We start from the raw sequence: 25,307 nt of genomic DNA, 5'->3' as shown, positions 1-25,307 counted from the left end.
GGTCAGCGTAGTTGACGGCGATCAAGGAGCGCCCTGTTCCGCCAGGTCCGCCAGGTCCGTCAGGTCCGTCAGGTCCGCCATCAGGTCGTCCCGCCAGCGCGCGGACAACCTCCGGTGCAGGATCGACGCCGCGGCGGTCGGTGTCGGCAGAGCCACGAAGTCGCGGAGCGCCCTCGCCGCCCCCTCGCGCAGCGCCCACGCGCTGAAGTCCGCCTGGCTGACGGGCGACTCCTCGCACCTGTACCGGGCGGCTTCCAGCATCTTGCGGGCCGCGAGGGTCTCGGCGGCCAGGGTCCTCATCCTCAGCTCCAGCGGTCCGTCGGCCGGGAGGTCCACCGGCTCGTCGCGGCCGATGTGTTCCAGCGCCCGCGACACCTCGGGGTAGGTGTCGATGCCGGTCTCGGCCGCCAACCGGACGAGCTGCCTCGCGATCACCGCCCGCAACTGCTCCGGGGTCGTCCGCGCGACCAGCTCACCGAGGTCGAAGTCCCGGACCCAGGAGGGCTCGGGCCGGGCCGATGCGTCGCAGTCGTCGAGTACCGGCAGCAACAGCGCGCTCGCCAGCGGCTCCTCATGATCCCCGTCGGGGCGCCAGGTGATGCCGTACGCCTCCTCCAGTCCGGCGAGCAGGCGCGCGTACGCGGCCGTCGAACCGGGCCAGGGATCGACGCCCAGGACCTGGTACTCCTGCCCGTCGGGCCCGGTCCGGTAGTCCACGCGCGGCGAATCGACCGCCTGGCCCGCATCCGGCCGCGGCGTTCCGTCCTCGACGAGGGCGACGCGCACCTGCGCGGCCCACTTGGTCAGGACCACGGCCCGGGTGCCCCTGGACAGCCGGCGCAGCAGCTCGGGCCGGCCGAACTGGGGATCGCCGCCCTCCTGCGTGGCGTACGACCAGCTGCCGGCCGTACCGATCCGCACCATCGGGCGGTAGCCCGCCCACGGCGCCTCGGCGGACAGCCGGGCCTGCTCGCGGCTCCGCGGTCGGGCGGTGTCCGGTATGGCGCCCAGCCGCCGCGCAAGCTCCGCGGGGGTGATCCCGTCCACGAACACCACGTCCGGCTGCACGGGCTCGGGTTCCGCATCGGCCTGCATGAAGGTGATGACGGCGTACGCGCCGTCAGGACGGGGCAGGGACGGCTCTTCCCCGGCCGGCCGCTCCGGTTCCGGCTCGACGGCCTCGGCGGCGAGCGCGAGCGGCGAGACGGGCTCGGGGACGGTGTCCCTCTCGTCCTCCCAGATCAGCACGCCCTGGTAGGCCAGCGGGGTCCGTCCGTTGAACGGCGTGCCCGTCTCCAGCGCCGTCGCGTAGTCGGCCAGGACGTGGCGCAGTCCCTGCCAGGGAGTGAAGGACGGCGAGTCCTCGTCGAAGTACCGGCCGACGCGCCCGTGGTTGGGCCCGGGGCGGCAGGCGAGGAACAGGCCGTCGGAGGACTGCCACCCGATGCCCAGGGTGACGAGCAGCCGCTCGTGCGGCCAGTAGGCGAGCTCGTCGTTCTCGTCCTCGTCGTACCCGTACTCCGCCTCGTCCTCGGCGAGGTCCTCGCCTATGTCCCTCAGGAACTCCGTGCTGCTGACGATGTCCGCCACGCCGGACAGCGGCCCGTAGTACCCCAGCTGGGGCGTCCCGTCCTGGAGCTCCACTCCGTCGTGACGGAGCAACGACTCCTTCAGGTCGGGCGGGAACGCCAGGTCGAGGCGGCGCTCGGCCTCCGCTATGTCCTGCGGGACGGCGGGCGGCCTGAGCCCCGCGTGGCTGGCGGGCGCGTGCTGGGCGAGCCAGGCCTCGATGCGGCCCCAGGACTCGTCAACCGACGGTGTGATCATGCCGGTACCTTACGTACCGGCACTGACAACGCCCGAGGTCAGCTCCTAGAGCTCCATGAAGCGGAACTCGTCCAGCACGGCGAAGCCGGTGCTGTCGTACAGGCCCATCGCGACCTCGTTGCCGCCGAAGACGTTGAACATCATCACCTCGTCGCCGCCCTGCCGGGTGGCCCACTCGCCGACGGCCATCGCGGCCCGGCCGTAGCCCTTGCCGCGGTGCTCCTCGTACACCTCCAGCGAGAAGCCGAAGGTCACGCCCGGCAGGAAGCCGTGGTTCACCCAGCCGGTGCCGATCACCTGGCCGTCGGCCTCCATCGCGTAGAAGGCGTGCCCCGGGGTCAGGTATCCCTGCGGGAGGTGGAGGGCGAAGTCGTGGTCGGACTTCTCCTTGGCCTGCTCCGGGGTCAGGGCTCCGGCCCGGACGATGTCCGCGATGTACGCGGCCTCCTCACCGGCGTACCAGGCCGGGTACTCCTCCTCGGTGAGCCGACGCACCGTCAGGCCCGGCGGCAGCTCGGGCCGCTCGGCCGCGGCGCGCATCCGGTTCTGTCCCCGCACGGGATAGTCGGCGAAGGCGGCGAAGTCCCTCGCTCCGCCGGTGAGCCGGACCTCCACCCGCTGCGCGCCCTGCTCGGCGCACCACCGCTCGGCCCATGCGCGGCCCTGCGGCGCCGTCAGGTCGTGGATCCGGCCCACGGCCGCCCCGTTCTCCTGCGTCACCCCGACCGCTATCCACCCGGTGCCGTCCGTGGCCACCGTCCAGTCGTCCATGCCCTTCGCCGCCCGTTCCAGCAGGGCCCGGGCCAGCGGCTCCGAGCACCCCGCGGCCCGGTACCCGGCCAGCACCCGTTCCTCGAACCCGGCTCGCCACACACCCCGGTCGGTCACTATCTCCATCTCGTCCATCCGGCCACCCTAGGGTCGCCGGCAGAACCTGGCCTTCGAATTAGCCGGTCAGGCTCCGGGGACGGGGCCGTCGTCCAACAGCTCGGGGCCGTTGTTGCGCACGTTGTTGACCGCGGTCGACACGGCGCGCACGTCCAGCCGGCCACCGCCCGGGGTGGCGAGGAGCGCACGCAGTTCGTGCGGGTCCTCGTGCGTGGGGTCGAGCCAGGCGTCGTAGTCGTCGGGGGTGAGGGCGAGCGGCATGCGGGGGTGGATGCGGCCGGCGGCATCGGTGGCCTCGGTGGTGATGATGGTGCAGGTCGCCCACCACGCCGCCGGATCGTCCGCGTCGGCCACCGCGGGGTCGCGCCAGAACTCGTACAGCCCCGCCATCGCCATGACCGCGCCGTCCTCGGGCTGGATGAAGTACGGCTGCTTGTACGCCTTCGCGGTGTCGGCGGCGGGCACGGGAACCCACTCGTAGAAGCCGTCCGCAGGCAGCAGACAGCGGCGTTTGGCGAAGGCCCTGCGGTAGGCCGGCTTCTCGTGCACCGTCTCCACCCTCGCGTTGATCATCTTCACCCCCGAGGCCGGGCTCTTCGACCACGAGGGCACCAGGCCCCACCGCAGCGCGCGCAGCTGCCGCTCCAGCACGCCGGTCTCCCGGTCGGCCCGCTCCAGCACGGCCCAGACCCCGTCGGTGGGGGCGACGTTCCAGCTCGGCTCCAGTGCCTGGCCCGGATCCCTTTGGGTGGCCCCGAACAAGCTGGACAGGTCCTCGGGACCGCGGGTGGAGACATATCGACCGCACATGGGCCACAGCCTGCCACCGCACCCGGCTCCGGCGTCCGAGGCCCGCCCACGGGCCGGGCACGGCAATCGGGGCATCGCGCCCCCGCCCCCCGGACGGTCGTGGAGGCAGCCGCCGGTATATGCCGTTGGGTGACCTACCATGCAGGACATGAGTGATCGTGCGATGCAGGAACCGACCCTGCTCCTCCTGACCGCGCTCGCGGACGAACCCCGCCACGGGTACGCCATCGCGCGCGAGGTGGAGCTGATCTCCGGCGGGCGCGTCAAGATGCGGACCGGCACCCTGTACGGGGCCCTGGAGCGCCTCCTGAGCCAGGGGCTGATCGAGGTCCACGAGGAGCAGATCGTCGACAGCCGGCTGCGCCGCACCTACAGCCTCACCGCCGTCGGCCGCCAGAGCCTGGCCGCCGAGGCACAGAGGATCGCCGCGACCGCGCGCGAAGCCGCCCGCCGCCTGGGCGTCTCCGGAGGGACGGCCACGGCATGAGCCTTCCCCTGCTGCGCCTGTACCCTGCGGATTTCCGCCGGGCCTTCGGCGACGAGATGTCCGAGGCCTATCGGGAGGCGACCGAGGACGCCGGCCCGCTCACCCGCCTGCGGGAGGCCGGCGACATCGTGGCGCACGCGCTGCGCCTGCGCCTGCGGGTGGGGTCCGCGCACCGCGGCGGGCGCCTGTTCGCGGCCGCCACGCCCTTCGCGCTGGCCGCGACGGGCGCGTACTCCGCCTCTCTGCTCGCCTCCAGCCTCAACTACCTCTACGTCACCGGCCAGCCCGACTCCGTAGGCCCCCTCGGCTACGCGATGAACGGCTTCCACCTGCTGACCTTCATCGGCACCGTGATCGCGCTGGGCGGCCGCTTCGCCGCCGGTACGCGGGTCGCGTTCGCCGGCTCGGCGGGCACCGCGGCCTGCCTCCTCGCCGCGGTACTGCCCGGCGCGCTCTACATGCCCCTGATGCACGCGGCCTATCTGGTACCGCCGCTGGCCATCGCGGCCGTCCCGCTGCTCTGCCCGCCGGACCTGCGTCCGTACGGCCGGATCAGGAGCGGTGCGGGCCGGCTGGCGCTCATGGTCTGGGCCCTGCTGGCCGTGGTGATCCTCGCCCTGCCCGATGCGCAGGGGTCCGCCACCGTCCCGCTGTGGCGGTTCGCCCTGCCGCTGGCCGCCGCGCTGGTCCTGCTCGGGCGGGAGGCGCTGTCCGGCATACGCACTGCCGGCCAATTCACTCTGGCCGTCATGCCCTTGCTCGTCACGGGCTACTTCGCGGGGTCGTTCGGCAGGGACACCGCGCTGCCGTTCCTCGGGATGCTCGCCTTCGCCACCCTGGCCGTACGGATGTGGCGCCGCAGGCGTTCCGGGGCGCTCAGCCGTCGTACCGGCCGGCGCTGACACGGATCTTGGACTGGCCGTGGCCGAGCTCCTCCCAGTCCTCCATGAACCGTGCCGTCAGGCCGTGCCCGGCGGCGAGGTCGACGAGGGTCTGGGTGCGGTAGTAGAAGTCCTCGCGCAGGACGTGGTGTTCGGTGCCGGTGGTGCGGTCGAAGGTGAAGTCGAAGTGGCCGCCGGGCGCCAGGACGCGGCCCACGTGGGCGAGGCACTCGTCGATCACCTCGATCGGTGAGTGCGAGAACACGCTGTGGGCGTGGACGACGTCGAAGTAGCCGTCGGGGAGGAAGTCCAGCGTCAGGTTCCCGGTGATGGTCAGGTGCGGGACCTTGGACTGCAGCCCTCGGTCGGTGAGGGTGCGCTTCGCCTCGATGAGGATGTCGGGCGAGATGTCGACGCCGTAGTAGTGGCCCGCTTCGAGGAAGTCGATGAAGCGCCAGCCGGCGCGGAGGTTGCCGCAGCCTATGTCCAGCATGCGCGCCCCGGGCGTCAGCCCGTGCCCGAGAAGGTAGTCGAACTGCATCTGCCCCAGCGCGAGCCAGCGTTCGTGGGTCTGGCTGCCGACGGCGGCCTCGGGGTTGCGGCGCGTGTCCGAGGCCATCACGGCCCGGTAGTAGCTGACGTGGTCGGGGTGCTTGAAGGCCAGCCACCGGTCGCGGGCGGCGCGCTTCAGGTACGGGGCGATCCGGTCCGGCCGGCTCGCGGCGTGGCGGACCTTGTGGGCGAGGGACTCCCGGTTGGCAGTGAGGTTCTTCTTGGTGGCCATGGGCACTCCATCTCCGTCGCACGGCGAAATTCCCGACGACGGGGCAGGAGCGACCGCCGACGGGGAGGATCTTCTTCAGACCTCACCATACGTCGGTGACCGACATATACAAACCGCGGGACTATCTCGGAGGGGACCTCGGGCTCCGCTCCCGCCGGGGCCCTGACGGCGACAAAGGCGTTGTACGGGCAGCGGGGGCGGCCGCATGATCTCCGGATGGACGAGACGCCGAACCGCATCCCGGATTGCCTGCCGACCCTGCGCGACGCGGCGCGCGAAGCGGGCTTCACCATGTCCTGCGACGAACGCACCGGCAGCCTGCTGGCTCTCCTCGCGGCCGCCCGGCCCGGCGGCCGGGTCCTCGAACTCGGCACGGGGGTGGGCGAGGGCACCGCTTGGCTCCTCAGCGGGATGGACAGCGCCTCAGGTCTGGTCACGGTCGAACTGGACGGGGCCGTTCAGAGGGTCGCCCGCGAGCACTTGGGGTCCGACCCCCGGGTGACCTTCGTGACCGAGGACGGCGGCGAGTGGCTGGAGAGGCATGGCAGGGGGCCGTTCGACCTGGTGTTCGCGGACACCTGGCCCGGCAAGTTCACCCACCTGGAACGGACTTTGGACCTCGTGGCGGTCGGCGGGACGTACGTGATCGACGACCTCCTCCCGCAGCCCGGCTGGCCGGACGGCCACGCCGCCGCGGTCGAGCGCCTGCTGACCGTACTGGAGGAGCGCAAGGATTTCCTCAAGCTCCGCATGGCCTGGTCGAGCGGTCTCCTCCTGGCGGTGCGGTCGTCGGCCTAGGCGGCCGACGAAGAAGGTTCGCCCCCGGGGGCGAGGGTGACTTGGGCGGTCCATGACCAGGGCTCCCGGGGTGGATCCCAGTGCACCTGGACGTCGGTGTCGTGGAAGTCGCGCGCGAGTTCCGTCAGCGCAGGCCGGACGTTGGAACGGCAAGTCAAGGCTGAGGACAGTTGTACTGCTCCGGCATCGGTACCGTGACGCAGTACGAGTCCTGGCCGGCGGCCTCTCTGACGACGGCTTCGGGGACGGGGAAGACGACGGTTCGGGAGCGCGGCATTACGACCGTGCCGATCTGGCGGACGAGTGAGGCACGGCCTCCGGCTGAGGTCGGGGAGTCGGTCTTGTAGAGGCCGACCGGGATCCGCGCCCCGGGCTCGAAGCCGTAGATGAGGATCCGGTGGCTGCCGCTGTCCACCACCAAGCGGTCGGGTCTGTCCGGAAGTTCGACCGGGTGGCTGTGGCGGGCCGTCAGTGTGCCCTGGCTCGCCTGGATCGTGAGCGTGCCGGCCGCCGCGAGGTCCTCCCGGGCCTCGTCCGGCGGCACGAACCACCAGCGCTCGCTCTGCAGCACGCCGTCGCCCTGGGGGTGCACGGCCAGCGGCTGCCCGGTGAAGAGCGACTCGGAGGGCTCGTCGTGCTCGTACGTGAGCTCGGAGGCGGCGGGCTGGACCGTGGTCGCGTACTGCCGGCTGCCGGCGGTGACGACGACGTTGACGGGTGCGTCGGGTGAGAAGCCGCTCAGGCAGAGGGCCACCTCGTCGGGGGTGATGACCCGGTCCAGTGCGCGGATGTTGCCGATCCAGACCGCGGGCGAGCCGCCGCCGATGCCGGGGATCTTCCCGAGGTCCGCGGTGCAGTCGGGGGCGGCCCCGTCGCCGGCCGCGAGGATGGTGATCTGCTGGGCCAGGAGGACGTCCGTGGCCGGGTTGGTGGTCGGGGGGATGCTGGGGGGCGGCGTCTGCGTCTGCGTCTGCGTCTGCGTCTGCGTCTGCGTACGGGAAGGGCTCGGGGAGTCGGGGCTGCCGCAACCTGCGACGACCCCGCCCAGCAGGGCGATGCTCAGAATCAGTCGTCTCGGTGTCACGCGCACCACGGTCCTTTCGGGATCAGCCGGCCGGAGAGGCCTCGGGGCACCGGGCGCCGGCGGTCCTGGCCTCTTCCTGGACGGAGTTCTTGATTTCCTCGTACCGCTGCGACGTGATCTCCCCCTTGGTCCGGGCGGCGCCGAGCTGGTCGAGCGCGGCCCGCATGTCGCGGCAGCCCGAGTCCGTGTCGCCGCGCTGGAACTCCCAGGAGGCCGCGAGCGCCTGCCAGAGCCCGCGCCGGGCGAAGCCGCGTTCCCCGGCGATCGCTTCCTTGATGAAGGAGATGGCAGCGGCCAGATCGCCGCGCCCGAAGGCATGCACCGCCGCGACGGAGGCCGCCAGTGTTTGCAGGTCCTTGACCGTGCGGCCCCCCTCGGCGGAGCGGACCCGCTGCAAGGCCCGCTCGATGGTCCCGTCATCGGGAACGATCCGCGCCGTCACCCTGCACTGCTCCACCTGGGCGAGGTTCACCGACGCCCGCAGCCTGCCGACTTCGGAGAAGAGGCCTTCGGCCGCGAGGCGCCGCAGCTCGGCGGACGAGGCGGTCAGCGCCTCGGCGTCCACCGTCCCCGGGCGACAGCTCGGTGAGGGGCCGAGCGCCAGCTGGTACTGCGCGCCCGCCAGGCTGAGGCGCGCGCGCAGTCCGATCCGTCCGTTCGGGTCGATGGCCCGGTAGTCGGCACGAGCCGCTTCGAGGTAGGGCTTGCGTTGAGCCGCGGGGAGGCCGAAGGCCACTTGTTCGAGGGCGTGGCCGCGGAAGAGCCGGACCAGGTCGGTCGTGACGAACTCGGCGCCGTCTTCCCGCCGGGCGGCGCCCGTGTCCGTATCCGTGCCCGTGCCCGCGGGCAGCAGTCGGTCCAGCTCCCGCTTCGCCTCTTCGACCTCGCCGTTGCGCCAGAGGTCGAGAGCGTGGGTGAACCCGGCCAGTCCGCGCGTGCGGCGTACCAGCTCGGTGATCACGTGTCTGCGGCCGGTGTCGGAGGTCCAGTCCTGGTCGAGCCGGATCGGTCCGCTGAGGTACCACCCGGCGAGCTCGGGTGCGTCGGCCACCTGAGCGGCCCGTACGTAGACAGCCGGACGGAGTTCGGTCTGCCCGGCGGAGTCGGTGGTGACGAGACCGCCGATGACGATCCCGGCGTTCGTCCGCTCGACGAAGCCGTTCGTCCAGTCGTCCAGCTCCTGGTGGTCCTGCCCCGCCTTGCCGAGTACCTCCAGGGGTGGCGAGATCAGCCTGGCGTAGTCCTGTGCCCTGCTGCCCTCGGGCAGCTGGTCCTTCATCAGATCCGCCGTGAAGACCTCCGACACGTCGTCCAGCACCTGTTGGTCGTGACCGGCGCCGACGCCCTCGAATCCGACCACGGCCACGTCCTGACCCCCGGGCAGGCGGGGCAGCTCCGGCGGCGGTGGACTGGGCTGGAAGACGATCACCAGAGTGATGCAGACGGCGAAGAAGCCCACCAGGCCGGCGACGGACAGCCAGCGCCTGCGGCGGGACATCTTGGGCCGGTCGGCAAAGGCCTTCCTGACGACGACGATCCCGCCGATCAGGGCCGCGAGGAGCAGGAGAGCGGCGGGTACGGGGCCGGACTCGATGCCGAAGAGCTGGAGCAGCGGACCGAGGCTCGCCGTGAGCAGCGTGCCCGCCATCGCCGCCAGAGTCCAACCCGACAGCGGTGAACCGGAACCGTTGCCCGGCTCCTCGGGTTCTTGCGGAGGCTCGGCGGCGGGGCCTTCGTCCGGGGCGTCCGACTCAGAGCCGTCCAGCGTGGTCTCCCTTCGGAACACGGTTCGCGGTCGCACCTTTGCATACATTCCGGACAAAGGGGTGGTGCCGCTCCGTGGACGGCGCGGAAGTCCTACGGGCCCTCGGTCCTCAGGCCGAGTCGATGTCGATGGTCCGGCCGTCGGGGTCCGTGAGCAGATGGCGGCCGGGCGCGAGCGGTGGCACCGCGGCGGCGCCGACCAGGATGAGACCCAGGCGCAGGGCGCCGGTCTCGCGGCCGGGACGGGCGGGGTAGAGCTCGAAGACCGTGCCGTCCGCCAGGACGGCCGCGTAATGGCGGGTACCCTGTCCGTGCCGCTCGGCCGCGAAGGGCCAGGGGGCCGCTGCCCGGGACCCCCTCAGTGGTCCAGCAGCCGCCATGCGGTCAGGGCGAGCCTGGCGCGGGTCAGTCCGGTGGGCGCGGTGAGTTCGATGCCCAGGGCCTTGCCGATCTGGTCCAGGCGGCGGGCGACGCTGCTGTGGTGCAGGTGGAGGAGGTCGGCGGCCTGGCGCAGGGATCCGGTGGCGCAGTATGCGTCCAGGGTCTCCAGGTCTTCCGGTGTCCCCGCCATGCGGCTGATCGCGGCCACGTCGGAGTTGTCCCGTACGGCGTCCTGCGGTATCCCGGCGAGGAGCGCCAGCGCTCCCAGGTCTTCGTGGCGGACGACGGGTTCGCGCGAGGTGGTGAAACGCAGGGCGGTACGGGCCTGCGCCCAGGCCCGGCCCGGGTGCTCGGCGGCGCCGATGCCCGCGCGGACGCCGGCCGGAAACCGGCCCGGGTCGACGGTGGTGGCGAGGAGGACGCCCACGTCGGCGACCGATGCCGCCTTCACCGGACGGGCCGGGCAGACCAGGCTGCCGATCCGGTCGAGCGGGAGCCGCGACCGTACGGCGACGACACGGACCGGCAGGTCGACGGCGAAGCCCAGGAGCCGCAGCGCCCGGGCCCGGGCCGCCTCGTCGCTGTCGGAGCTGATCACCAGTTCCACGAGGGCGGGGTCGGCCATGGTGGTCCGGGCGGGACCGTAGCGCTCGACGGCCGCCGCGGTGGCGATGGAGAGCCGGTCGAGCAGCACCTCGTCGAGCGGGCTCGGCGGGCCGGGGCGTTCCAGCCACACCGTGCCGATCTCCTCCTCGTCGAGGGTGATCGGCGCCGTGGTGGACTCGGGCGACGCCGGGGCGGGTGCTTCCCTGCCGTCGGGCGAGAAGCGGATCACCTGCCCCGTGGCGTGGAGCCGAAGCCCGGCCACGCACTCGGCGAGACCCGCCGAGGCCCGGGTGAGCGCGGGGAGGTCCACCCGGCGGCGCATCAGCGTGTCGTAGAACGCGACGACGCGGATGGCGCCTTCGACGTGCGAGTCCAGTCCCGACAGCCTTACCGCCAGTGCCTCCATGTCAGGAGGATAGGTCCCGACGCGGGCAGCGGCAGCGCCGATCGGCGCGCGATCCGGGGGCGATGCCCGACGGATGTCGGATGAACGCGCCGGTGGCGGCCGTGAGGATGGTCGACATGAACCCCGAACTCGAAGCATTCGTCCCGCTGATCCCCCGCATCGACCTGACCGACCAGGCCGCCTCTCGCAAGTACTACACCGACCTGGCCGGCGCCCGGACGGCGCCGGACGTCGCCGGGCTGGAGATCGAGGACCACACCGTGCCCGCCGAACCGGACGTGCCCGTACGGGTCTACCGCCCGCGCCAGGCACAGGGCGCCGTCATCTGGCTGCACGGCGGCGGGTTCGTCATGGGCGACCTGGACACCGAGCACGTCTGGGCCGCCGGGCTCGCCGAAGGCGCCGGCGCGGTGGTGATCTCGGTGGGCTACCGCCTGGCGCCCGAGCACCGGTTCCCGGCCGCGCTGGACGACGTCTACGCCGTACTGGACTGGGCGGCCGGGCACGCGGCCGAACTCGGCATCGACCCCGAGCGGATAGCGGTCGGGGGCCACAGCGCCGGCGCGGGGCTCGCGGCCGCGGTGGCGCTCCGCGCCCGTGACCAGCAGGGGCCGGCGATCCGCTTCCAGCTGCTCAACGAGCCCGAGCTCGACGACCGCCAAGAGACCTGGTCCGCCCGGAACTTCACCGACACCCCGTGGTCGAACCGCGACCTGGTCACCGCGTCGTGGCAGCACTACCTGGGTTCCGGACCCGCCACGCCGTACGCCGCCCCGGCGCGGGCCACCGACCTGTCGGGCCTGCCCCCGGCCTACATCGCGACCGCGGAGTTCGACCCGAACCGCGACGAGGACATCACCTACGCGCTGCGGCTGCTGCAGGCGGGGGTGTCGGTCGAACTCCACCAGTGGCCAGGCACCTTCCACGGGTCGCAGGCGATCCAGTCCGCCGAGATCTCCCAGCGGCAGGTCACCGAACTCGGCGCCGCTCTGCGCCGCGCCCTGCGCGACTGAGGAACGACAGGACCGACGAGGACGGGGAGAGCGATGACCACCACCGAGGTTGCCCACGCGAGGGAGCGGCCCGCACGGGCTGCCGGGCTGCTGCGACCGTACTACTGGAGTTTCGCCGCCGTTGTGATCTTGCAGGTGATCGGTGCCGTGGCGGGTCTGGCGCCGCTCGTGGCGGTCGTCGAACTGGGGCGCACCCTGCTGTCGCCCGGCCCGGTCGATCGGGACCACGTCTGGACGGTCGTGATCGCGGGTGCGGCCGGGCTGTTCGTCCGGCTGCTGTTCACGGCCGCGTCGTCCGGCATCGGGCACGTCCTCGACGGCCGGGTGCAGCTGGCGCTGCGCCGCCAACTGGCCGCGCGGCTGGGGCTCGTACCGATCGGCTGGTTCTCCCGGCGCCGGACCGGCGAGCTGGCCAAGGTGGTCGGGGAGGACGTGGGTGCGGTGCACCCGTTCATCGCGCACACCCCCGGTGAGCTCGTCTCCGCCTTCGTGGTCCCGCTGGTGTCGCTGGTCTACCTGTTCGGCATCGACTGGCGGCTGACGCTGATCACGCTCGTACCGGTGGTGCTGGCGGTCGCGCTGGTTCCGCTGATGATGACTCCGACCCGGCTGCGCGAACAGGAGGAGTTCGACACGGCCATGGGGCGGATCTCGAACTCCGTGGTCGAGTTCGTGCAGGGAATCGCGGTGGTCAAGGCCTTCGGCGGATCCGGGCGCGCCCACGGCAGGTTCCTGACGGCGGCGGACGATTTCGTCGCGACCTTCCACCGGTGGGTGCACGGCATCTCCAGGATCGCCGCGGGGATGCAACTGGTGCTCTCACCACCGTTCGTCCTGCTGGTCGTACTGATCGGCGGCGCGGCTCTGATCACGAACGGCGACCTGCCCCCGGCCGACCTGCTGCCCTTCCTGCTGCTCGGGCTGGGTCTGACCGCTCCGGTGGCGGCCCTCGGCCACGGCTTCGACGAGATGCAGGCCGCGGGGCGCGCGGTCGGTCGGATCCATGACGTGCTCGACGTACCGCCCCTGCCGGAGCCCGCGCACCCCGCCGCACCCCGGGGCCACCGGGTGGAACTGCGTGACGTCCGGTTCGGGTACGAAGCCGGGCACGAGGTGCTGCGGGGGATCGACCTGGCGCTCGAACCGGGGACGGTCACCGCGGTCGTCGGGCCGTCGGGCAGCGGAAAGTCCACGCTGGTCCGGCTGTTGCCGCGGTTCTTCGATCCGGACCACGGATCTGTCGTCCTCGGCGGGGTCGATCTGCGCGAGCTCGCCGGCGCCGAGCTCCACCGGATGGTCTCCTTCGTCTTCCAGGACGTCCGTCTGCTGCGCGCGTCGGTCGCGGACAACATCGCGCTGGCCGTGCCGCACGCCGACCTCGACGACGTCGTCCGCGCCGCCCGGCTGGCGAACGTCCACGACCGGATCCTCGAACTTCCCCGTGGATACGACTCGGTGATCGGTGAGGACGCCGGTCTGTCGGGTGGCGAGGCACAGCGGATCTCCATCGCGCGCGCCCTGCTCGCCGACGCACCCGTCCTGGTGCTCGACGAGGCGACCGCCTTCGCCGACCCGCACACCGAACAGGCGGTGCGCCGGACCCTGGCGTCGCTGGCCGGCGACCGGACCGTGCTGGTCATCGCCCACCGCCTGGAAACGATCGCCGACGCCGACACCGTCGTGGTGCTGGAGGACGGGGCGATCGTCGAGCGCGGCACTCCCGCCGAACTGCTGGCGCACGACGGCCGGTTCGCCGCGTTCTGGCATTCCCACCGATCGGTGACCGCCGATGGGGCCGAGGCGGCCGAGGCCTACGGCGGCACACCGCGAGGAGACGAGCCCCGATGATCCGAATGCTCCTGCGCGTACTGGGACGCGAGTACGCCCGGCCGCTGCGCCGCGCCGTGGCCCTGATGACGGCGACCGCGGTCGCCGAGGGACTGTCCTACGCACTGCTGGTTCCCGTGCTGCACGCGCTGTTCGGCAGCACGCCCGAGGACGCCTGGCCCTGGCTGATCGCGTTCGGGGTCGTGATCGCGCTCTACGCGGCGCTGCGCTACAGCAGCGATCTGTCCGGGTTCCGCGTCGGGACCGCGCTGTTGCGCGGCATGTACCACCGGCTCGGCGACCATCTGGCCCGACTGCCCATCGGCTGGTACGGAGCGGGCCGCCTCGGGGAGGTGTCCGTGCTGGCCAGCCGCGGCGTGCTGCAGGCGATGGGCGTGATCGCGCATCTGCTGGCGCCGTTCATCTCCGCCACCGTGACGCCCCTGGTGATCGTCGCCGTGATGCTCGCCTTCAACTGGCAGCTCGGACTGGCCGCGTTGATCGCCGTACCGGTCGTGGTGGCGATCCAGGTCCGGACGGGACGCTCGACGGCCGCCGCCGACGCGGAGCGCGCCGAGCGCGACGAGGAGGCCACCGGGCGGGTCGTCGAGTACGTCCAGGCCCAGCCGGTGCTGCGGGCCGGCGGCCGGACCGCCGAGCGCTTCGGGCTGCTCGACGACTCGCTGCGGGACATCGAGCGGGCCTCCCGCCGCTCCACCCTGTCGGCGCTGCCCGGCGCGGTGGGCCTGACGCTCGCGGTGCAGGCGGCGTTCACGGCGCTGCTGGTCCTGGGCGCCCGCCTGGCGCTCGACGGGGACATCGGGGTGGCCGAGGTCCTGACGGTCCTGGTGCTGGCCGCCCGCTGTGCGGATCCGCTGCTGTCCCTGTCCGACATCGGCGGCAGGCTGCGCGGCGCGCGGTCCGTGCTGGCGAAGCTCGACACGGTCCTGCGCACCGAGCCGCTGCCGGAACCCGCCGAGCCGGTGCGGCCGGTGGGCCACGGCCTGGAGTTCGAGTCCGTCAGCTTCCGGCACGGGGACCGCACGGTGTTCGCCGGCGCCTCGTTCTCCGTACCGCAGGGGCAGCGGCTCGCCGTGGTCGGACCGTCGGGTGCGGGCAAGAGCACACTGCTGCAACTGCTCGCACGCTTCTACGACGTGGACGCGGGCGCGGTGCGCGTGGGTGGCGTGGACGTGCGGGCGATCGACACGGAGGTGCTGATGTCGCAGATCGCCATCGTCTTCCAGGAGGTCCATCTCTTCGACGGCACCATCGAGGAGAACGTGCGTCTCGGCCGTCCCGACGCCGACGAGGCCGAGGTACGGGCGGCAGCGACGGCGGCGGGGCTGGACGAGGTGATCGGACGGCTGCCCGGCGGCTGGGCGACGGATGTCGGCGAGGGCGGCGCACTGCTGTCGGGCGGTGAGCGCCAGCGCGTCTCGATCGCGCGAGCGCTGCTGAAGGACGCGCCCGTCGTATTGCTCGACGAGGTGACCTCCGCGCTGGACCCGGTGAACGAGGCGGCGGTCCACGAGGGCATCGAGCGCCTGATGGCGGGCCGGACCGTGGTGATGGTGGCGCATCGGCTGCGGACCGTCCGGCGGGCCGATCGCATCGTCTTCCTGGACGGCGGCCGGATCGTGGAGGAAGGCGACCACGACGAACTGCTGCGCCGCGGTGGCCGCTACGCCGACTTCTGGCAGGCCTCCATGACGCCGGCCGCGCGTGAATGAACCGGTAGGCCCTCGCCGGCCGCCGCCCCACGCAGCGGCCGACGAGGCTTCCGGTCCCGCGGTCCCGGTCCCGGTCCGCTAGGGAGTGGTGTTGTCGGTGACCGTGCCGTCCGTACCGGACACGGTCACCGAGTGCCGGACGCCGTCCGGTCCCAGGACGACGGCCCGCCAGGCGCTGCCGCCGCCCTCCTGGGCGACCACGCGCATGCTCTCGACCTTGCCGCCCGGCACCGCCGCGGCGGCCTTGTCGGCCGCGGCGCCGATCGCCAGCGACGGGAGCGGTGCAGGGGCCTTCTTCGGGGACCCCGGCCGGCCATCGCCGTCGTCGAGCCCCTTGAGGCCGTCGAGACCGTCGCGCACCTTCGGACCGTCGTGCCGGCCCTGGCCGCCGCCCGGCCGGCCGCCGTGGCGCTCGCCCTCACCGACGGGACCCCACTTGCCGCCGCCCTCGTGGTCGGCCTCGAACCACGCGAGGCGCGGGCCCCGGTCCACCCGCCCGTGGTGGTGCTCGGCGACGGCGACGGCCGCCGCCCCGCCGCCCACGATCACCACGGCCGCGCCCAGCACCGCCCACCGGGCTCCCCTGCTCCGGGGCACCAGGCGGTCCAGGGCGGCGCGCCCCCGGCCCCCGCCCTTCGGGGCGTCCTCCGGCTGAGGGGACTGCGGGGGCCGCTCGGGCCGCTCGGGCTGCTCAAGCGGCGGGAAAGCATCAGACATACCGGCACTCCTCAGGACACCGGGCACTCACTGCACCCGGCTGGTTCCCGAGCATGCTGAGCCGATCCTGAAGCCCACCTGAAGCTTCCTGAAGACCCCTTCAGCCGCCTGTCGTCCGCGCCTGAGACCCTGTCGGCATGCGCGTACTGGTGGTGGAGGACGAACGGCGGCTGGCGGTGGCCCTCCAGCGGGGGCTCCAGTCGGAGGGTTTCTCCGTGGACGTGGCCCATGACGGGCCGCAGGGCCTGTGGATGGCCACGGAGCACGACTACGACCTGATCGTGCTCGACATCATGCTGCCCGGCCTGAACGGCTACCGGGTGTGCGCGAAACTGCGCGCGGCCGGCAACGAGTCGGGAATCCTCATGCTCACCGCCAAGGACGGCGAGTACGACGAGGCGGAGGCCCTGGACACCGGCGCCGACGACTTCCTGTCCAAGCCGTTCTCCTACCTCGTCCTGGTCGCCCGGCTCCGCGCGCTGGGCCGCCGTACGGGCCGCCGGCGCCCCCAGGTGATGCAGTTCGGCGACCTGCTGATCGACCCCGCCCGGCACTCCTGTTCCCGCGGCGGTACGGAGATCCGGCTCACCGCCCGGGAGTTCGCGGTCCTGGAGTACCTGGCCCGGCGCGCGGGCGAGGTGGTGTCCAAACGGGACATCCTGGCGCAGGTCTGGGACAGCGCCTTCGACGGCGACCCCAATGTCGTGGAGGTCCACGTCAGCGCCGTACGCCGCAAGATCGACGCGCCGTACGGGCGATCCGCGCTGGAGACCGTACGCGGCGCGGGGTACCGGCTGGCGGCCGACGGTGGCTGAGCGACGACCCCTGTTCCGACCGGGCCCGCACCGGCCGGGCCCGCTGAGCCCGCTGAGCCGGCTGCGGCCACCGTGGCAGCTCCGGCAGCTCCGCCGGCTGTGGCCCACCACGGTCCGGGCTCAGGCCACCGCGGGCGCCTGCGCGGTGGTGGCCGTGGCCCTGGCGTTCGCCTCGTTCGCGCTGCTCGGGATGCTCTCGGCCGATCTGCGGCGCAACGCGGAGAACGACGCCCGCCGCCAGGCCGAGACGGTGGCCCAGCTCGCCGCGGCCGGGCGGCTCGACCGCGCACGGCCCGCGGCCCGCGGGGTCGACTTCGTCCAGGTCGTGGACGCCGACGGCAGGGTCCTCTTCGCCAGCCCGAACCTGGCGGGCCTTCCCCCGTTCCCCAGGGCCCGCGCCGCGGGACCGGGCACCAGCGTCCACACCTGGAAGGTCCGCCCGCTCGGGAACGAGCAGCGCCAGCGGGTCGTACGGGTCGTCACGGACACCCCGGAGGGCATGGCCACCGTCTACGCGGGGGCCTCCCTGCGCGACGCGGACGCCGCCGCCGACAGCACGACCGCCGCGCTCGCGATCGGCGTACCCCTGCTGCTGGCCACCGTCGCGCTCGTCACCTGGCGGGTCACCGGCCGCGCGTTGAGGCCGGTCGAGGAGATCCGCGCCGAGGTCGCCGGGATCTCCGACCGCGACCTGCACCGCCGGGTGCCGGTACCGGCCACCCGCGACGAGGTCGCCCGCCTGGCGGAGACCATGAACGCCACGCTGGACCGGCTGGAGGCCTCCGGTGTCCGCCAGCGGCAGTTCATCGCGGACGCCTCCCACGAGCTGCGCAGCCCCATCACGGTCCTGCGCACGCAGTTGGAGGTGGCCCTGGCCGTCCGGGATCCGCAGCTGTGGCCCGAGCTGATCAGCGGTGCGCTGGAGGACATCGAGCGGCTCCAGCAGCTCTCCTCCGACCTGCTGCTGCTCGCGCGCATCGACGCCGCCCAGCCCGTGGCGGCCGTCCGCCTGGTCCTGACCGACCTCGTGCGGGACACGGTGGGCGCCCGGCTCGGCGACCGCGTGCCCGTACGCACCGACCTGGCGGCCGGCGTAGCGGTGTCCGGGAGCGAGCTGTGGCTCGGCCGGGTCGTCACGAACCTGCTCGACAACGCCCAGCGGTTCGCGGACCGGGAGATCCGCGTCGTGCTGCGCACCGGCGGTGGGGCGCACGCGCGGAGCGCCGTACTGGAGGTCACCGACGACGGGCCCGGTGTCCCGCCGGATGACCGGGAGCGGATCTTCGCGCGGTTCACGCGCCTCGACGACGCCCGCAGCCGCGACCACGGTGGGGCCGGACTGGGGCTCGCCATCGCCCGTGACCTGACCGCCCACCACGGCGGCACCCTGACCGCCGAGGACTCCCCGCGCGGGGCCCGCTTCGTCGTCCGGCTGCCGCTGTCAGCCCCGACGGGCGATCACGGGAGCGGTCACGGGAGCGGTCACGGGAGCGATGACCGGAGCGATCACCGGAAGTCGAGCATGTAGAAGACCTTGTCGTAGCGGCGTTCGCCGACGGCGACGAAGTCGGGCAGCCGCCCGTACTCGGTGAAGCCCAGCGACCGGTAGAGGTGCAGGGCTCCGCTGTTGTCGCCGCGGGCGTCCAGGGTCAGCACCTCGACACCGGCCCGGCGGGCGTCGGCGATCAGAGCGGCGGTCAGCGCGCGTCCGACACCGTGACCGTGCACCGCGGCGTCCACCGCGAGCTTCTCCAGATCGGCGTGCGGCCGATGGGTCGGCCGTGCGTAGCGCAGCCAGTACCCGAACCCGACGAGCCGATCGCCGAGGTACGCGGCACGCAGCGCCCCGTCCCCCGCGCGCACGGCGGCGACGACGCGGCCGAGGAGTTCCTCCACCGCATCGCGCGAAGGCGGTTCGACCCAGCCCAGCGCGGCCCCGTCCCGGACCAGGTCCCCCAGGATCCGGTGGGCCGTCTCCACGAACCGGCCTCCCGGTTCGGGATCGGAGGCCGGCTCCCTCACGTGGAGGACGACAGGTTCACCGGTCCCGCTGCTGATCATGGCCGTGTTCATGACCAGCAGCCTAAGGCGCATCCGGGGCGGCAAGTGGGCGATCGCGGGGGCGGGCGCGGGCGGCGCGGCGGCGTGTCGGGGGAGGTCGGGGGCCGGCTGCGCCACGGTGGGAGTTGTCGCCCCGACCCGAGCGAGAGGTCCGCCATGACCGCCGAAGGCCCTTTGCACACCAACCGACGCACGCTGCTGCTGGCCGTCGGAAGCACCGCGATCACCGCGTTGGCATCCGCCTGCGCCGCACGGCAGCCCGGAACGGAGGCGGCGGGCCGGGCTCCCGCCGTGCAGGCCGCCGCCACGGGCAAGCCGTCCGGTCCGGCGCCCGCGTGCGTACTCACGCCCGAGACCGGGGACGGCCCCTACTACACCCCCAAGAGCCAGATCCGGTCCGACGTCGTGGAGGACCGCGAGGGAGTTCCGCTGCGGCTGGACCTGAGCGTCGTCCGGGTCTCGCAGGGCTGCAAGCCGATGGCGAAGGTCGCCGTGGACGTCTGGCAGGCCGACGCCTCCGGCATCTACTCGCAGAACGGCGCCTCGTACCTGCGCGGCACCCAGACCACCGACGAGGACGGCCGCGTGGTGTTCCACACCATCGTGCCCGGCTGGTACGCGCACATCGCCCCGCACGTGCACTTCAAGGTGCGCCCCGACGGGCGCGGCGAGGTCGCCTCCCAGCTGTTCCTACCCGAGGAACTGCTCAACAAGGTCTACGCGGGCGAGCCGTACTCCCGGCGCAAGGCGCCCGCCCACCCCAACACCCGCGACGACCGGTACGCGGCCACGGGGCCCCGGATGACGCTGAGCCCCGTCGCGGAGGGGACCGGCTACCGGGCCTCGTTCGTGATCGGCATCTCCTGAGCGGACGCGGGCCGGTGGGGACTCTCCGTGGGCGAACGCCCCTTCAGCGGCGGCGGGTCAGGGCGGCCGGGGCGCCGGCCGACTGGGCCCCTTCCGATTCGAGCGTCAGCCGGTCCGGTTCCGCCATGGTCAGGACGTAGAGGTTGCCCTTGGGGCAGTCGATCGCGGCCGCGCGGTCGGTCGGGTGGCTGGTCGCTGCCGCGAGGACCACCGTGTCCTGCCGGATCTGCCTCAGCTCCAGGGCCTCCGTGCACCCCAGGTTCCGCCCGGTGGCGACCTCCTTGAGGTCGCTGACCTGCCGACCCACGAGCTCGCCCACGGCCCCGGAGTGCAGGGTGACGGTGACGGAGAACTCGCCAGTTTTGGCCCGGGTGATGCCGTCCGCGTCCGGTGTCCCGGGCCCGACGGCGGTCCACGTACCGGCCCACGACTCCGGCAGCGAGACCTCGCCGCGGCCACCGCCGTCGCCGTCCCAGGGAAGCCTGATCGGGAGCGCGGCGGCCGCCGCGAGCACGGCGGCGCCGGCCGCCGCGCCCAGCAACCGGGGCCGGCGCAACGCCCATACGCCCCGCCACCCGGAGTTCACGGTGGACGGCGGCGCGGTGCCGCCAGCCGTGTACGGGTGCACCGCCGCCGCGGAGGCGGGCGGCGTGGGCGGGGGAACCGGCAACGGGCCGAACTCCCCGGGCGCGGCGACGGGCGGCCGTGGTTCGGTGAGCAGCCGCCGCAGTTCCGCCTCCCGGCGGGTGACCTCGGCCGCCAGGGCGGGCCCCGCCGCCCCGCTCCAGTCCTCCCCCTCGGCGGCCCCGAGCCGCGCGCGCACTTCCTCGGCGGTCGGACGCCGCTGCGGGTCCTTCGCCAGGCACTCCCGCACCAGCGGGAGAAGCGACTGCGGCACGCCGTCGAGCAGAGGCTCGTCGTGGACGATCCGGTACAGGAGGGCCGGGAGTTCCTGCTCCTCGCCGTGCGCCAGGAACGGGCTTCGGCCGGTCGCCGCGTACACGAGGGCCGCGGCCAGCGAGAACACGTCCGCCGGCGCCGCGGCGACGGCGCCGGTCGCCTGCTCCGGCGCGAGGTAGCCGGGCGTGCCGATGACCGCGCCGGTCTGGGTGTGGCGCGGGTCGTGCACGGCGCGGGCGATGCCGAAGTCGATGAGGAAGGGCCGCTCGGCGCCCAGCAGTACGTTCGCCGGTTTGATGTCGCGGTGCACGACTCCCGCCGCCCGTACGGTGACGAGCGCGGCCGACAGCTCGCGGGCCAGGCACCGTACGGCGGGCTCCGCGAGCGGCCCGTTGCGGCGCACCCAGTCGCCCAGGGACGGTGCGGCGATGTACTCCGTGGCCAGCCACTGCGCGGGCTCCCCCGGCGGGCTGAAGTCCACCACCGAGACCGTCCACGCGCAGCGCACGCGGTCGTTGGCGCGTATCTCCCGGGTGAACCGTTCGGCGAAGCCCGGCTGCCGGCTCAGGTCCCGGTGCACGGTCTTGAGGGCCAACGGCCTGCCGGACGCCGTCCGGGCCAGGAACACCTCGCCCATTCCGCCCTCGCCGAGCCGCGCCAGGAGTCGGTACCCCCCGATCTCCGGCGGGTCACCAGGCCGCAAAGACTCCACCAACTCACCCCGCCCTCGACGCCGTTGCCGAGCAGCAGTGTACGGACCGCCCGGCGGGCCGCCTGCGACACCGTCCCGGTCCTCACCGGCCGGGTGGTCGGCCGCCTCGGGTCAGCGCGGCGTCGGCCGCGTCGAGGATGTTGCGGAAGGTGCGGGTGATGACCGGCTTCGCCAGGCGCCGGGTCAGGAAGGCGCCGATCAGGGGGACGGGGATCTCGGCGCGGGTCGTCCAGTCGACCCGGGTGCCGCCGTCGACCTCGGTGAACGTCATGCGGCCGAACTCGTGCCTGGCCGGCGGCAGACTGCGCTCGACGACGTACTCGGTGGCGTACGGCGGCTCGTACCGGGTGATGGTCTCCCGGAACCAGCCGATCAGCCACAGGTGGCTGCGCACGGCGCCGACTCCGTAGGGCGCCGATTTGCCGTGCCGGGTCAGGCGGCAGCGCAGGACCAGCGGCGAGCCCGTGTAGTTGGTGGTCGTGGTGAGCCAGGCGAACACGTCCTGGACCGGTGCGTCGATGACGCGTCCGACGGTCATGGTTTCCACGGTCAGTTGCCTCCTCTGTCGAGCGGGAGCACCGTCTCGGCGCGGTGCAGCTTGTCCGGGTTGCGCACGCCGTAGAGGCCGGTGATCCGGCCGTCGTGGATCTCGAACGCGACCAACCAGTCGAGTTCATCGCCGGTGACGAACCGGGCCGCCGGCATGCCGTTGTACGTGGCGTCCTCGATGCGGGTCGCGGGGGTGGTGGTGCGGAGCACGCCGAGGACGAACCGGGCGACCTCGGCGGGGCCGGTGATCGGGCGGCGGGCTGCGACGACCTTGCCGCCGCCGTCGGAGATCTGCACGACATCGGGCGCCAGCAGGTCCATCAGCGTCTGGACTTCGCCGGAGGCCGCGGCGTGCAGGAACCGCTGGACGATCTGCCGGGAGGCGTGGGTGTCGGGCTCGAAGCGGCGGCGCCGCGCATGGACGTGCCTGCGTGCGCGGTGGGCGATCTGGCGGACGGTGGCCTCGGGCCTCCCGACCGAGGCGGCGATCTCGCCGTGGGTGTAGCCGAACACGTCGTGCAGCACGAACACCGCGCGCTCGGTCGGGTTCAGGGTCTCCAGGACGAGCATCATGGCCATCGACACCGACTCGGCCAGGATCACGTCCTCGCTCACCTCGGGAGCGGTGCGGATGGGCTCGGGCAGCCACGTGCCGACGTACTCCTCGCGCCGGGCCCTGAGCGTGCGCAGGTGGTTGAGGGCCTGCCGGGTCACCACGCGGACCAGGTAGGCGCGCGGATGCCCGACGGTGGCCGGATCGACCGCGCTCCACCGCAGGAAGCTCTCCTGCAGTACGTCCTCGGCGTCGGCGGCGCTGCCCAGCATCTCGTAGGCGAGGGTGAACAACAGCGGTCGGTGTTCGGTGAAGACGTCCTCGGCCGTCATGTGCGGCTCCCCTCTTCGGCTGCCCATGGAGACACCGCGCACCGGCGAACCGTGACAGCCCTGCGGTGTGATCCGCTTCACAGGTTCGTCCGGCGCGGATAATGGCACCGGACGAACCCATGCACCGACCCGAGAGACGAAGAACCAGATGACCCTGAAGGAAGGCCAGCGGGTGAAGCTGGCTGCGGACACGAGGCTGACCGAGTTGCTTTCGGTGACGGGGGCGGTCGCCGGAGTCCTGTCTCTGGCGGCGGGCACCGAGGGCACCGTCGAGCGGGTGGTCGAGCACGACGAGCAGAGCCAGGAGGTCCGCGAGTACGTGCGGCTCAAGTCGCTCCTGGACGCCTTCGGCCATGAGATGCCGACCGCGAGCAAGCGGCAGTTGGAGGAAGAGGTCGGATCCCTCGAACCCGCGTGGATCGCCTACCAGGAGCAGCGGCTGCGCGTGACGGTCCGCGTCCGCTTCGACAACGGGTTCCTCCTCGACGACACGCACGAGGACCTCTTCGCTCCCGCGTGACCGGCTCCCCCTGGCGAGGCCGCGGCTACCGGCCGAGCAGGGGCAGCACCTCGATGGAATGGTCCTGCCAGATCAGGCGGGAGGCCTCCTCCGGGTACGCGGTGACGTCCGGCCGGGCGTCGAAGAGCTGTACGAGGCGTTGTCCGGGGTCGTACGCGGGCCAGCCCGGGTCGCCGTGGGTGGCGAAGGCCGTCCACGCGGCGCGCATCCGGGCGGACAGCGCCTCCGCCTCCGGGGAGGGGCCTTCGCCGATCAGCACGGCGGGCTGGCCGCGGTCCAGGTTGCCGAAGACGAGCGGCACGTCGAGGCCGTGGCAGGCGCCGAACGCACCGCCCATGCCGGGGGCGGGCCAGGTCAGCTCGTAGACGTGGGCACGGCCGCCGGCGGCGGTCCGGGCCTGGGCGAGGTGGAAGCTCGGCATGCGGAACAGCCAGTCGGAGTGGACCAGTTCGTACAGCTCCTCCGGGCCCGCGGCCGGAAAGCCGTCGCGGTAGCGGCGCGCGCCGTCCCGGCCGGGGGCGAAGGCGTTCAGGGCGGCCGCGGCCTGCTCCTCTGTGACCTGGCCGAGCAGGCCGTCGAGCGCGGTGAACAGCCGCTGTTCGTCGCGGGTGTGGCCGACGAGGAGCTCCACGTCCCGGGCGGCGCCGTCGGCCAGGGCCTGCCACGGGGTGACGGGCAGCGCGTCACCGTCGACGACCGGCGAGAAGGGGATCGACCGGTGCGCGGCCAGGCCCCAGCGCTCCGCCCACCGGTCCATCTTGGCGCCGACCGCATCACCGGCGGCCGACAGCTTGGCCGGTGCCACCGTGGCCAGGTCGGCCGCCGTGGGCCTCAGCCCCAGCTCGGCGGCGCAGGAACCGGCGATGTCGGCGGCGAGTTCCGGGGCGAAGAACGTACCCTGCGCGCTCTGCGCGACGGCCCGGCCGAAGAGCCCGGCCGCGCGCGGCATCGCCAGCAGTGCGGCGACGGATCCGGCGCCCGCCGACTGGCCGAAGACCGTGACGCGGTCCGGGTCGCCGCCGAAGCCCCGGATGTTGTCGCGCACCCACTCCAGGGCGGCGATCTGGTCCAGCAGGCCCCGGTTGGCGGGAGCTCCCTCGATCTGCCCGAACCCTTCGAGGCCGACACGGTAGTTGAACGTGACCACGACGACGCCGCCCTCCCGGGCGAGGCGGCTGCCGTCGTATTCGGGGAGGCCGGACATGCCGATCGTGTACGCGCCGCCGTGGATCCACACCATCACCGCGAGCCCCGCGCCGGGGCCCGGCTCGGGCGACCAGACGTTGACGGTCAGCCAGTCGTCGCCCGCCGAGTCCTGCGCCAGCGCGTCCATGCCGAAGGCGCCGCCCTGAGGGGGCGGCGGTCCGTACGACACGGCTGACCGCACCCCGTCCCAGGCCCGTACCGGCCGCGGCGCGGCGAACCGCAGCGGGCCGACGGGCGGGTCGGCGAAGGGGATGCCGCGGAAGACCGCCACACCCGCCTCCCGGGTGCCGTGGAGCGCCCCCGCCGCGGTGCGGACCTCGGGACGGGACCCGGACGTGTCGGACGCGGCTTCGGTCGTCACAGCTCCTCCTCAGGGCGGGCAGAGCGCGATCACAGGGTTTCGCGGCCGCCCGGACGCATCGGATCATCGCGCTGCGCCGCGGTGCGCGCCAGCCATTTACGGGCGGCCCGGCCGGAGTTCACGCGGCGCTCTGCTCCGGGCCGGTCCCCGCGAAGCCGTGCCGCAGGTCGGCGGCCTCGACCGCGGCCAGTGCCTGCTCCCACTCGCCGGTGTGCTGTTCCCGGGCCCGGTCCACGAGCCGGTCGAGGGCGCGGGCGGCGCGTTCGGCCCGGTCGAGCTTGGCCGACACCGCATCCTCGATCCACGCGGACACCGAGCCGGCCGGGCTCTCCTTCACCATGGCCTCGATCGCTTCGACCTTGTCGGCGTCGATCGTGATGGTCACCTGCTTCTTCGCCATACCGGCACCATACCGATGCCGTACC

Annotated in this window: 25 protein-coding genes; 10 read left to right on the top strand and 15 right to left on the bottom strand. The window is 73.1% G+C overall.

What is annotated here, in order from left to right:
* Positions 1 to 21 precede the first annotated feature (21 nt).
* From ACZ7GJ_RS11410 to ACZ7GJ_RS11400, 3 genes are read right to left on the bottom strand one after another with little or no spacing between them, the layout of a single operon-like run.
* The gene (locus ACZ7GJ_RS11410; RefSeq protein WP_470750985.1) at positions 22 to 1,827 is read right to left on the bottom strand and encodes an SMI1/KNR4 family protein; all 1,806 of its coding nucleotides are present in this window, start codon (positions 1,825 to 1,827) and stop codon (positions 22 to 24) included.
* Between the two features lie 45 nt (positions 1,828 to 1,872).
* Positions 1,873 to 2,733 carry a GNAT family N-acetyltransferase gene (locus tag ACZ7GJ_RS11405; protein ID WP_470750984.1) on the bottom strand — a complete coding sequence of 287 codons (861 nt, stop codon included), beginning with the start codon at positions 2,731 to 2,733 and terminating at the stop codon, positions 1,873 to 1,875.
* 48 nt (positions 2,734 to 2,781) lie between these two features.
* Entirely contained in the window at positions 2,782 to 3,525 is a 744-nt protein-coding gene (locus tag ACZ7GJ_RS11400) for an SOS response-associated peptidase (RefSeq protein WP_470750983.1), read from the bottom strand.
* A 148-nt stretch (positions 3,526 to 3,673) separates the two neighbouring features.
* Between ACZ7GJ_RS11400 and ACZ7GJ_RS11395 the strand changes: the two genes are divergently transcribed.
* Together ACZ7GJ_RS11395 and ACZ7GJ_RS11390 are read left to right on the top strand one after the other, a co-directional pair.
* The gene (locus tag ACZ7GJ_RS11395) at positions 3,674 to 4,012 is read left to right on the top strand and encodes a PadR family transcriptional regulator (RefSeq protein ID WP_470750981.1); all 339 of its coding nucleotides are present in this window, start codon (positions 3,674 to 3,676) and stop codon (positions 4,010 to 4,012) included.
* Complete coding sequence (locus tag ACZ7GJ_RS11390) at positions 4,009 to 4,914, top strand: hypothetical protein (protein WP_470750980.1); 906 nt, start codon at positions 4,009 to 4,011, stop codon at positions 4,912 to 4,914. The genes ACZ7GJ_RS11395 and ACZ7GJ_RS11390 overlap by 4 nt, the downstream gene beginning before the upstream one ends.
* Here ACZ7GJ_RS11390 and ACZ7GJ_RS11385 read toward each other — a convergent pair.
* Entirely contained in the window at positions 4,889 to 5,677 is a 789-nt protein-coding gene (locus ACZ7GJ_RS11385; RefSeq protein ID WP_470750979.1) for a class I SAM-dependent DNA methyltransferase, read from the bottom strand. The two genes, ACZ7GJ_RS11390 and ACZ7GJ_RS11385, sit on opposite strands and share 26 nt — an antisense overlap.
* Positions 5,678 to 5,893: 216 nt before the next feature.
* On the opposite strand from ACZ7GJ_RS11385, the gene ACZ7GJ_RS11380 reads away from it, so the two are divergent.
* A complete protein-coding gene (locus ACZ7GJ_RS11380; protein ID WP_470750978.1) occupies positions 5,894 to 6,475 on the top strand; it encodes an O-methyltransferase in 582 nt (193 codons plus the stop codon).
* 154 nt (positions 6,476 to 6,629) lie between these two features.
* Here the strand turns inward: ACZ7GJ_RS11380 and ACZ7GJ_RS11375 are convergent, their stop codons facing one another.
* The 4 genes from ACZ7GJ_RS11375 to ACZ7GJ_RS11360 all read right to left on the bottom strand — a co-directional run bounded on the left by ACZ7GJ_RS11375 (position 6,630) and on the right by ACZ7GJ_RS11360 (position 10,716).
* A complete protein-coding gene (locus ACZ7GJ_RS11375) occupies positions 6,630 to 7,559 on the bottom strand; it encodes a hypothetical protein (RefSeq protein WP_470750977.1) in 930 nt (309 codons plus the stop codon).
* A 22-nt stretch (positions 7,560 to 7,581) separates the two neighbouring features.
* Complete coding sequence (locus tag ACZ7GJ_RS11370; protein WP_470750975.1) at positions 7,582 to 9,345, bottom strand: hypothetical protein; 1,764 nt, start codon at positions 9,343 to 9,345, stop codon at positions 7,582 to 7,584.
* Between the two features lie 88 nt (positions 9,346 to 9,433).
* On the bottom strand, positions 9,434 to 9,703 hold the full coding sequence (locus ACZ7GJ_RS11365; RefSeq protein WP_470750973.1) for a hypothetical protein: 270 nt from the start codon (positions 9,701 to 9,703) through the stop codon (positions 9,434 to 9,436).
* The gene (locus tag ACZ7GJ_RS11360; protein ID WP_470750972.1) at positions 9,682 to 10,716 is read right to left on the bottom strand and encodes a helix-turn-helix domain-containing protein; all 1,035 of its coding nucleotides are present in this window, start codon (positions 10,714 to 10,716) and stop codon (positions 9,682 to 9,684) included. The genes ACZ7GJ_RS11365 and ACZ7GJ_RS11360 overlap by 22 nt, the downstream gene beginning before the upstream one ends.
* Before the next feature lie 116 nt (positions 10,717 to 10,832).
* Between ACZ7GJ_RS11360 and ACZ7GJ_RS11355 the strand changes: the two genes are divergently transcribed.
* The 3 genes from ACZ7GJ_RS11355 to ACZ7GJ_RS11345 are packed head-to-tail and all read left to right on the top strand — an operon-like array spanning position 10,833 to position 15,289.
* Complete coding sequence (locus ACZ7GJ_RS11355; protein ID WP_470751066.1) at positions 10,833 to 11,729, top strand: alpha/beta hydrolase; 897 nt, start codon at positions 10,833 to 10,835, stop codon at positions 11,727 to 11,729.
* A 33-nt stretch (positions 11,730 to 11,762) separates the two neighbouring features.
* Positions 11,763 to 13,577: an ABC transporter ATP-binding protein gene (locus tag ACZ7GJ_RS11350; protein ID WP_470750971.1), complete on the top strand. Its 1,815-nt coding sequence runs from the start codon at positions 11,763 to 11,765 to the stop codon at positions 13,575 to 13,577.
* Positions 13,574 to 15,289 (top strand): ABC transporter ATP-binding protein, encoded by a 1,716-nt coding sequence (locus tag ACZ7GJ_RS11345; RefSeq protein ID WP_470750970.1) that lies wholly within the window; start codon positions 13,574 to 13,576, stop codon positions 15,287 to 15,289. Before ACZ7GJ_RS11350 ends, ACZ7GJ_RS11345 begins: the two co-directional genes overlap by 4 nt.
* 78 nt (positions 15,290 to 15,367) lie before the next feature.
* On the opposite strand, the gene ACZ7GJ_RS11340 is transcribed toward ACZ7GJ_RS11345, so the two are convergent.
* Positions 15,368 to 16,006: a hypothetical protein gene (locus ACZ7GJ_RS11340; protein ID WP_470750969.1), complete on the bottom strand. Its 639-nt coding sequence runs from the start codon at positions 16,004 to 16,006 to the stop codon at positions 15,368 to 15,370.
* A 137-nt stretch (positions 16,007 to 16,143) separates the two neighbouring features.
* Here ACZ7GJ_RS11340 and ACZ7GJ_RS11335 point away from each other — a divergent pair, with 137 nt between their 5' ends.
* Together ACZ7GJ_RS11335 and ACZ7GJ_RS11330 are read left to right on the top strand one after the other, a co-directional pair.
* Positions 16,144 to 16,821 carry a response regulator transcription factor gene (locus ACZ7GJ_RS11335; RefSeq protein ID WP_470750968.1) on the top strand — a complete coding sequence of 226 codons (678 nt, stop codon included), beginning with the start codon at positions 16,144 to 16,146 and terminating at the stop codon, positions 16,819 to 16,821.
* 97 nt (positions 16,822 to 16,918) lie between these two features.
* On the top strand, positions 16,919 to 18,349 hold the full coding sequence (locus tag ACZ7GJ_RS11330; RefSeq protein WP_470751064.1) for a sensor histidine kinase: 1,431 nt from the start codon (positions 16,919 to 16,921) through the stop codon (positions 18,347 to 18,349).
* Here the strand turns inward: ACZ7GJ_RS11330 and ACZ7GJ_RS11325 are convergent.
* A complete protein-coding gene (locus ACZ7GJ_RS11325) occupies positions 18,328 to 18,894 on the bottom strand; it encodes a GNAT family N-acetyltransferase (RefSeq protein ID WP_470750966.1) in 567 nt (188 codons plus the stop codon). The two genes, ACZ7GJ_RS11330 and ACZ7GJ_RS11325, sit on opposite strands and share 22 nt — an antisense overlap.
* A gap of 144 nt (positions 18,895 to 19,038) precedes the next feature.
* Here ACZ7GJ_RS11325 and ACZ7GJ_RS11320 point away from each other — a divergent pair, with 144 nt between their 5' ends.
* Positions 19,039 to 19,749 carry a dioxygenase family protein gene (locus ACZ7GJ_RS11320; RefSeq protein ID WP_470750965.1) on the top strand — a complete coding sequence of 237 codons (711 nt, stop codon included), beginning with the start codon at positions 19,039 to 19,041 and terminating at the stop codon, positions 19,747 to 19,749.
* Between the two features lie 43 nt (positions 19,750 to 19,792).
* Here the strand turns inward: ACZ7GJ_RS11320 and ACZ7GJ_RS11315 are convergent, their stop codons facing one another.
* The 3 genes from ACZ7GJ_RS11315 to ACZ7GJ_RS11305 form a co-directional block, all read right to left on the bottom strand.
* Positions 19,793 to 21,361: a serine/threonine-protein kinase gene (locus ACZ7GJ_RS11315; protein ID WP_470750964.1), complete on the bottom strand. Its 1,569-nt coding sequence runs from the start codon at positions 21,359 to 21,361 to the stop codon at positions 19,793 to 19,795.
* An 82-nt stretch (positions 21,362 to 21,443) separates the two neighbouring features.
* A complete protein-coding gene (locus ACZ7GJ_RS11310) occupies positions 21,444 to 21,908 on the bottom strand; it encodes an SRPBCC family protein (RefSeq protein WP_470750962.1) in 465 nt (154 codons plus the stop codon).
* Between the two features lie 2 nt (positions 21,909 to 21,910).
* The gene (locus ACZ7GJ_RS11305) at positions 21,911 to 22,795 is read right to left on the bottom strand and encodes an RNA polymerase sigma-70 factor (RefSeq protein WP_470750961.1); all 885 of its coding nucleotides are present in this window, start codon (positions 22,793 to 22,795) and stop codon (positions 21,911 to 21,913) included.
* A 148-nt stretch (positions 22,796 to 22,943) separates the two neighbouring features.
* On the opposite strand from ACZ7GJ_RS11305, the gene ACZ7GJ_RS11300 reads away from it, so the two are divergent.
* Positions 22,944 to 23,315 carry a hypothetical protein gene (locus tag ACZ7GJ_RS11300; protein ID WP_470750959.1) on the top strand — a complete coding sequence of 124 codons (372 nt, stop codon included), beginning with the start codon at positions 22,944 to 22,946 and terminating at the stop codon, positions 23,313 to 23,315.
* Positions 23,316 to 23,340: 25 nt separating this feature from the next.
* Here ACZ7GJ_RS11300 and ACZ7GJ_RS11295 read toward each other — a convergent pair whose 3' ends face one another.
* On the bottom strand, positions 23,341 to 24,882 hold the full coding sequence (locus tag ACZ7GJ_RS11295; RefSeq protein WP_470750958.1) for a carboxylesterase/lipase family protein: 1,542 nt from the start codon (positions 24,880 to 24,882) through the stop codon (positions 23,341 to 23,343).
* A 118-nt stretch (positions 24,883 to 25,000) separates the two neighbouring features.
* On the bottom strand, positions 25,001 to 25,282 hold the full coding sequence (locus ACZ7GJ_RS11290) for a hypothetical protein (RefSeq protein WP_470750957.1): 282 nt from the start codon (positions 25,280 to 25,282) through the stop codon (positions 25,001 to 25,003).
* Positions 25,283 to 25,307 lie beyond the last annotated feature (25 nt).

This window comes from Streptomyces sp. NPDC037242 (genome assembly GCF_055604165.1).
Note: the sequence above shows the minus strand (reverse complement) of the source record. Positions and strands in the feature narration are given on the sequence as shown.

What these genes read in the sequence shown, in the direction of transcription:
- ACZ7GJ_RS11290 (WP_470750957.1), bottom strand. Translation starts at nt 25,282, where the DNA reads ATGGCGAAGAAGCAGGTGACCATCACGATCGACGCCGACAAGGTCGAA.
- ACZ7GJ_RS11405 (WP_470750984.1), bottom strand. Translation starts at nt 2,733, where the DNA reads ATGGACGAGATGGAGATAGTGACCGACCGGGGTGTGTGGCGAGCCGGG.
- ACZ7GJ_RS11390 (WP_470750980.1), top strand. Translation starts at nt 4,009, where the DNA reads ATGAGCCTTCCCCTGCTGCGCCTGTACCCTGCGGATTTCCGCCGGGCC.
- ACZ7GJ_RS11335 (WP_470750968.1), top strand. Translation starts at nt 16,144, where the DNA reads ATGCGCGTACTGGTGGTGGAGGACGAACGGCGGCTGGCGGTGGCCCTC.
- ACZ7GJ_RS11395 (WP_470750981.1), top strand. Translation starts at nt 3,674, where the DNA reads ATGAGTGATCGTGCGATGCAGGAACCGACCCTGCTCCTCCTGACCGCG.
- ACZ7GJ_RS11325 (WP_470750966.1), bottom strand. Translation starts at nt 18,894, where the DNA reads ATGAACACGGCCATGATCAGCAGCGGGACCGGTGAACCTGTCGTCCTC.
- ACZ7GJ_RS11400 (WP_470750983.1), bottom strand. Translation starts at nt 3,525, where the DNA reads ATGTGCGGTCGATATGTCTCCACCCGCGGTCCCGAGGACCTGTCCAGC.
- ACZ7GJ_RS11410 (WP_470750985.1), bottom strand. Translation starts at nt 1,827, where the DNA reads ATGATCACACCGTCGGTTGACGAGTCCTGGGGCCGCATCGAGGCCTGG.
- ACZ7GJ_RS11385 (WP_470750979.1), bottom strand. Translation starts at nt 5,677, where the DNA reads ATGGCCACCAAGAAGAACCTCACTGCCAACCGGGAGTCCCTCGCCCAC.
- ACZ7GJ_RS11360 (WP_470750972.1), bottom strand. Translation starts at nt 10,716, where the DNA reads ATGGAGGCACTGGCGGTAAGGCTGTCGGGACTGGACTCGCACGTCGAA.
- ACZ7GJ_RS11365 (WP_470750973.1), bottom strand. Translation starts at nt 9,703, where the DNA reads ATGGCGGCTGCTGGACCACTGAGGGGGTCCCGGGCAGCGGCCCCCTGG.
- ACZ7GJ_RS11345 (WP_470750970.1), top strand. Translation starts at nt 13,574, where the DNA reads ATGATCCGAATGCTCCTGCGCGTACTGGGACGCGAGTACGCCCGGCCG.
- ACZ7GJ_RS11300 (WP_470750959.1), top strand. Translation starts at nt 22,944, where the DNA reads ATGACCCTGAAGGAAGGCCAGCGGGTGAAGCTGGCTGCGGACACGAGG.
- ACZ7GJ_RS11350 (WP_470750971.1), top strand. Translation starts at nt 11,763, where the DNA reads ATGACCACCACCGAGGTTGCCCACGCGAGGGAGCGGCCCGCACGGGCT.
- ACZ7GJ_RS11320 (WP_470750965.1), top strand. Translation starts at nt 19,039, where the DNA reads ATGACCGCCGAAGGCCCTTTGCACACCAACCGACGCACGCTGCTGCTG.
- ACZ7GJ_RS11305 (WP_470750961.1), bottom strand. Translation starts at nt 22,795, where the DNA reads ATGACGGCCGAGGACGTCTTCACCGAACACCGACCGCTGTTGTTCACC.
- ACZ7GJ_RS11340 (WP_470750969.1), bottom strand. Translation starts at nt 16,006, where the DNA reads ATGTCTGATGCTTTCCCGCCGCTTGAGCAGCCCGAGCGGCCCGAGCGG.
- ACZ7GJ_RS11380 (WP_470750978.1), top strand. Translation starts at nt 5,894, where the DNA reads ATGGACGAGACGCCGAACCGCATCCCGGATTGCCTGCCGACCCTGCGC.
- ACZ7GJ_RS11355 (WP_470751066.1), top strand. Translation starts at nt 10,833, where the DNA reads ATGAACCCCGAACTCGAAGCATTCGTCCCGCTGATCCCCCGCATCGAC.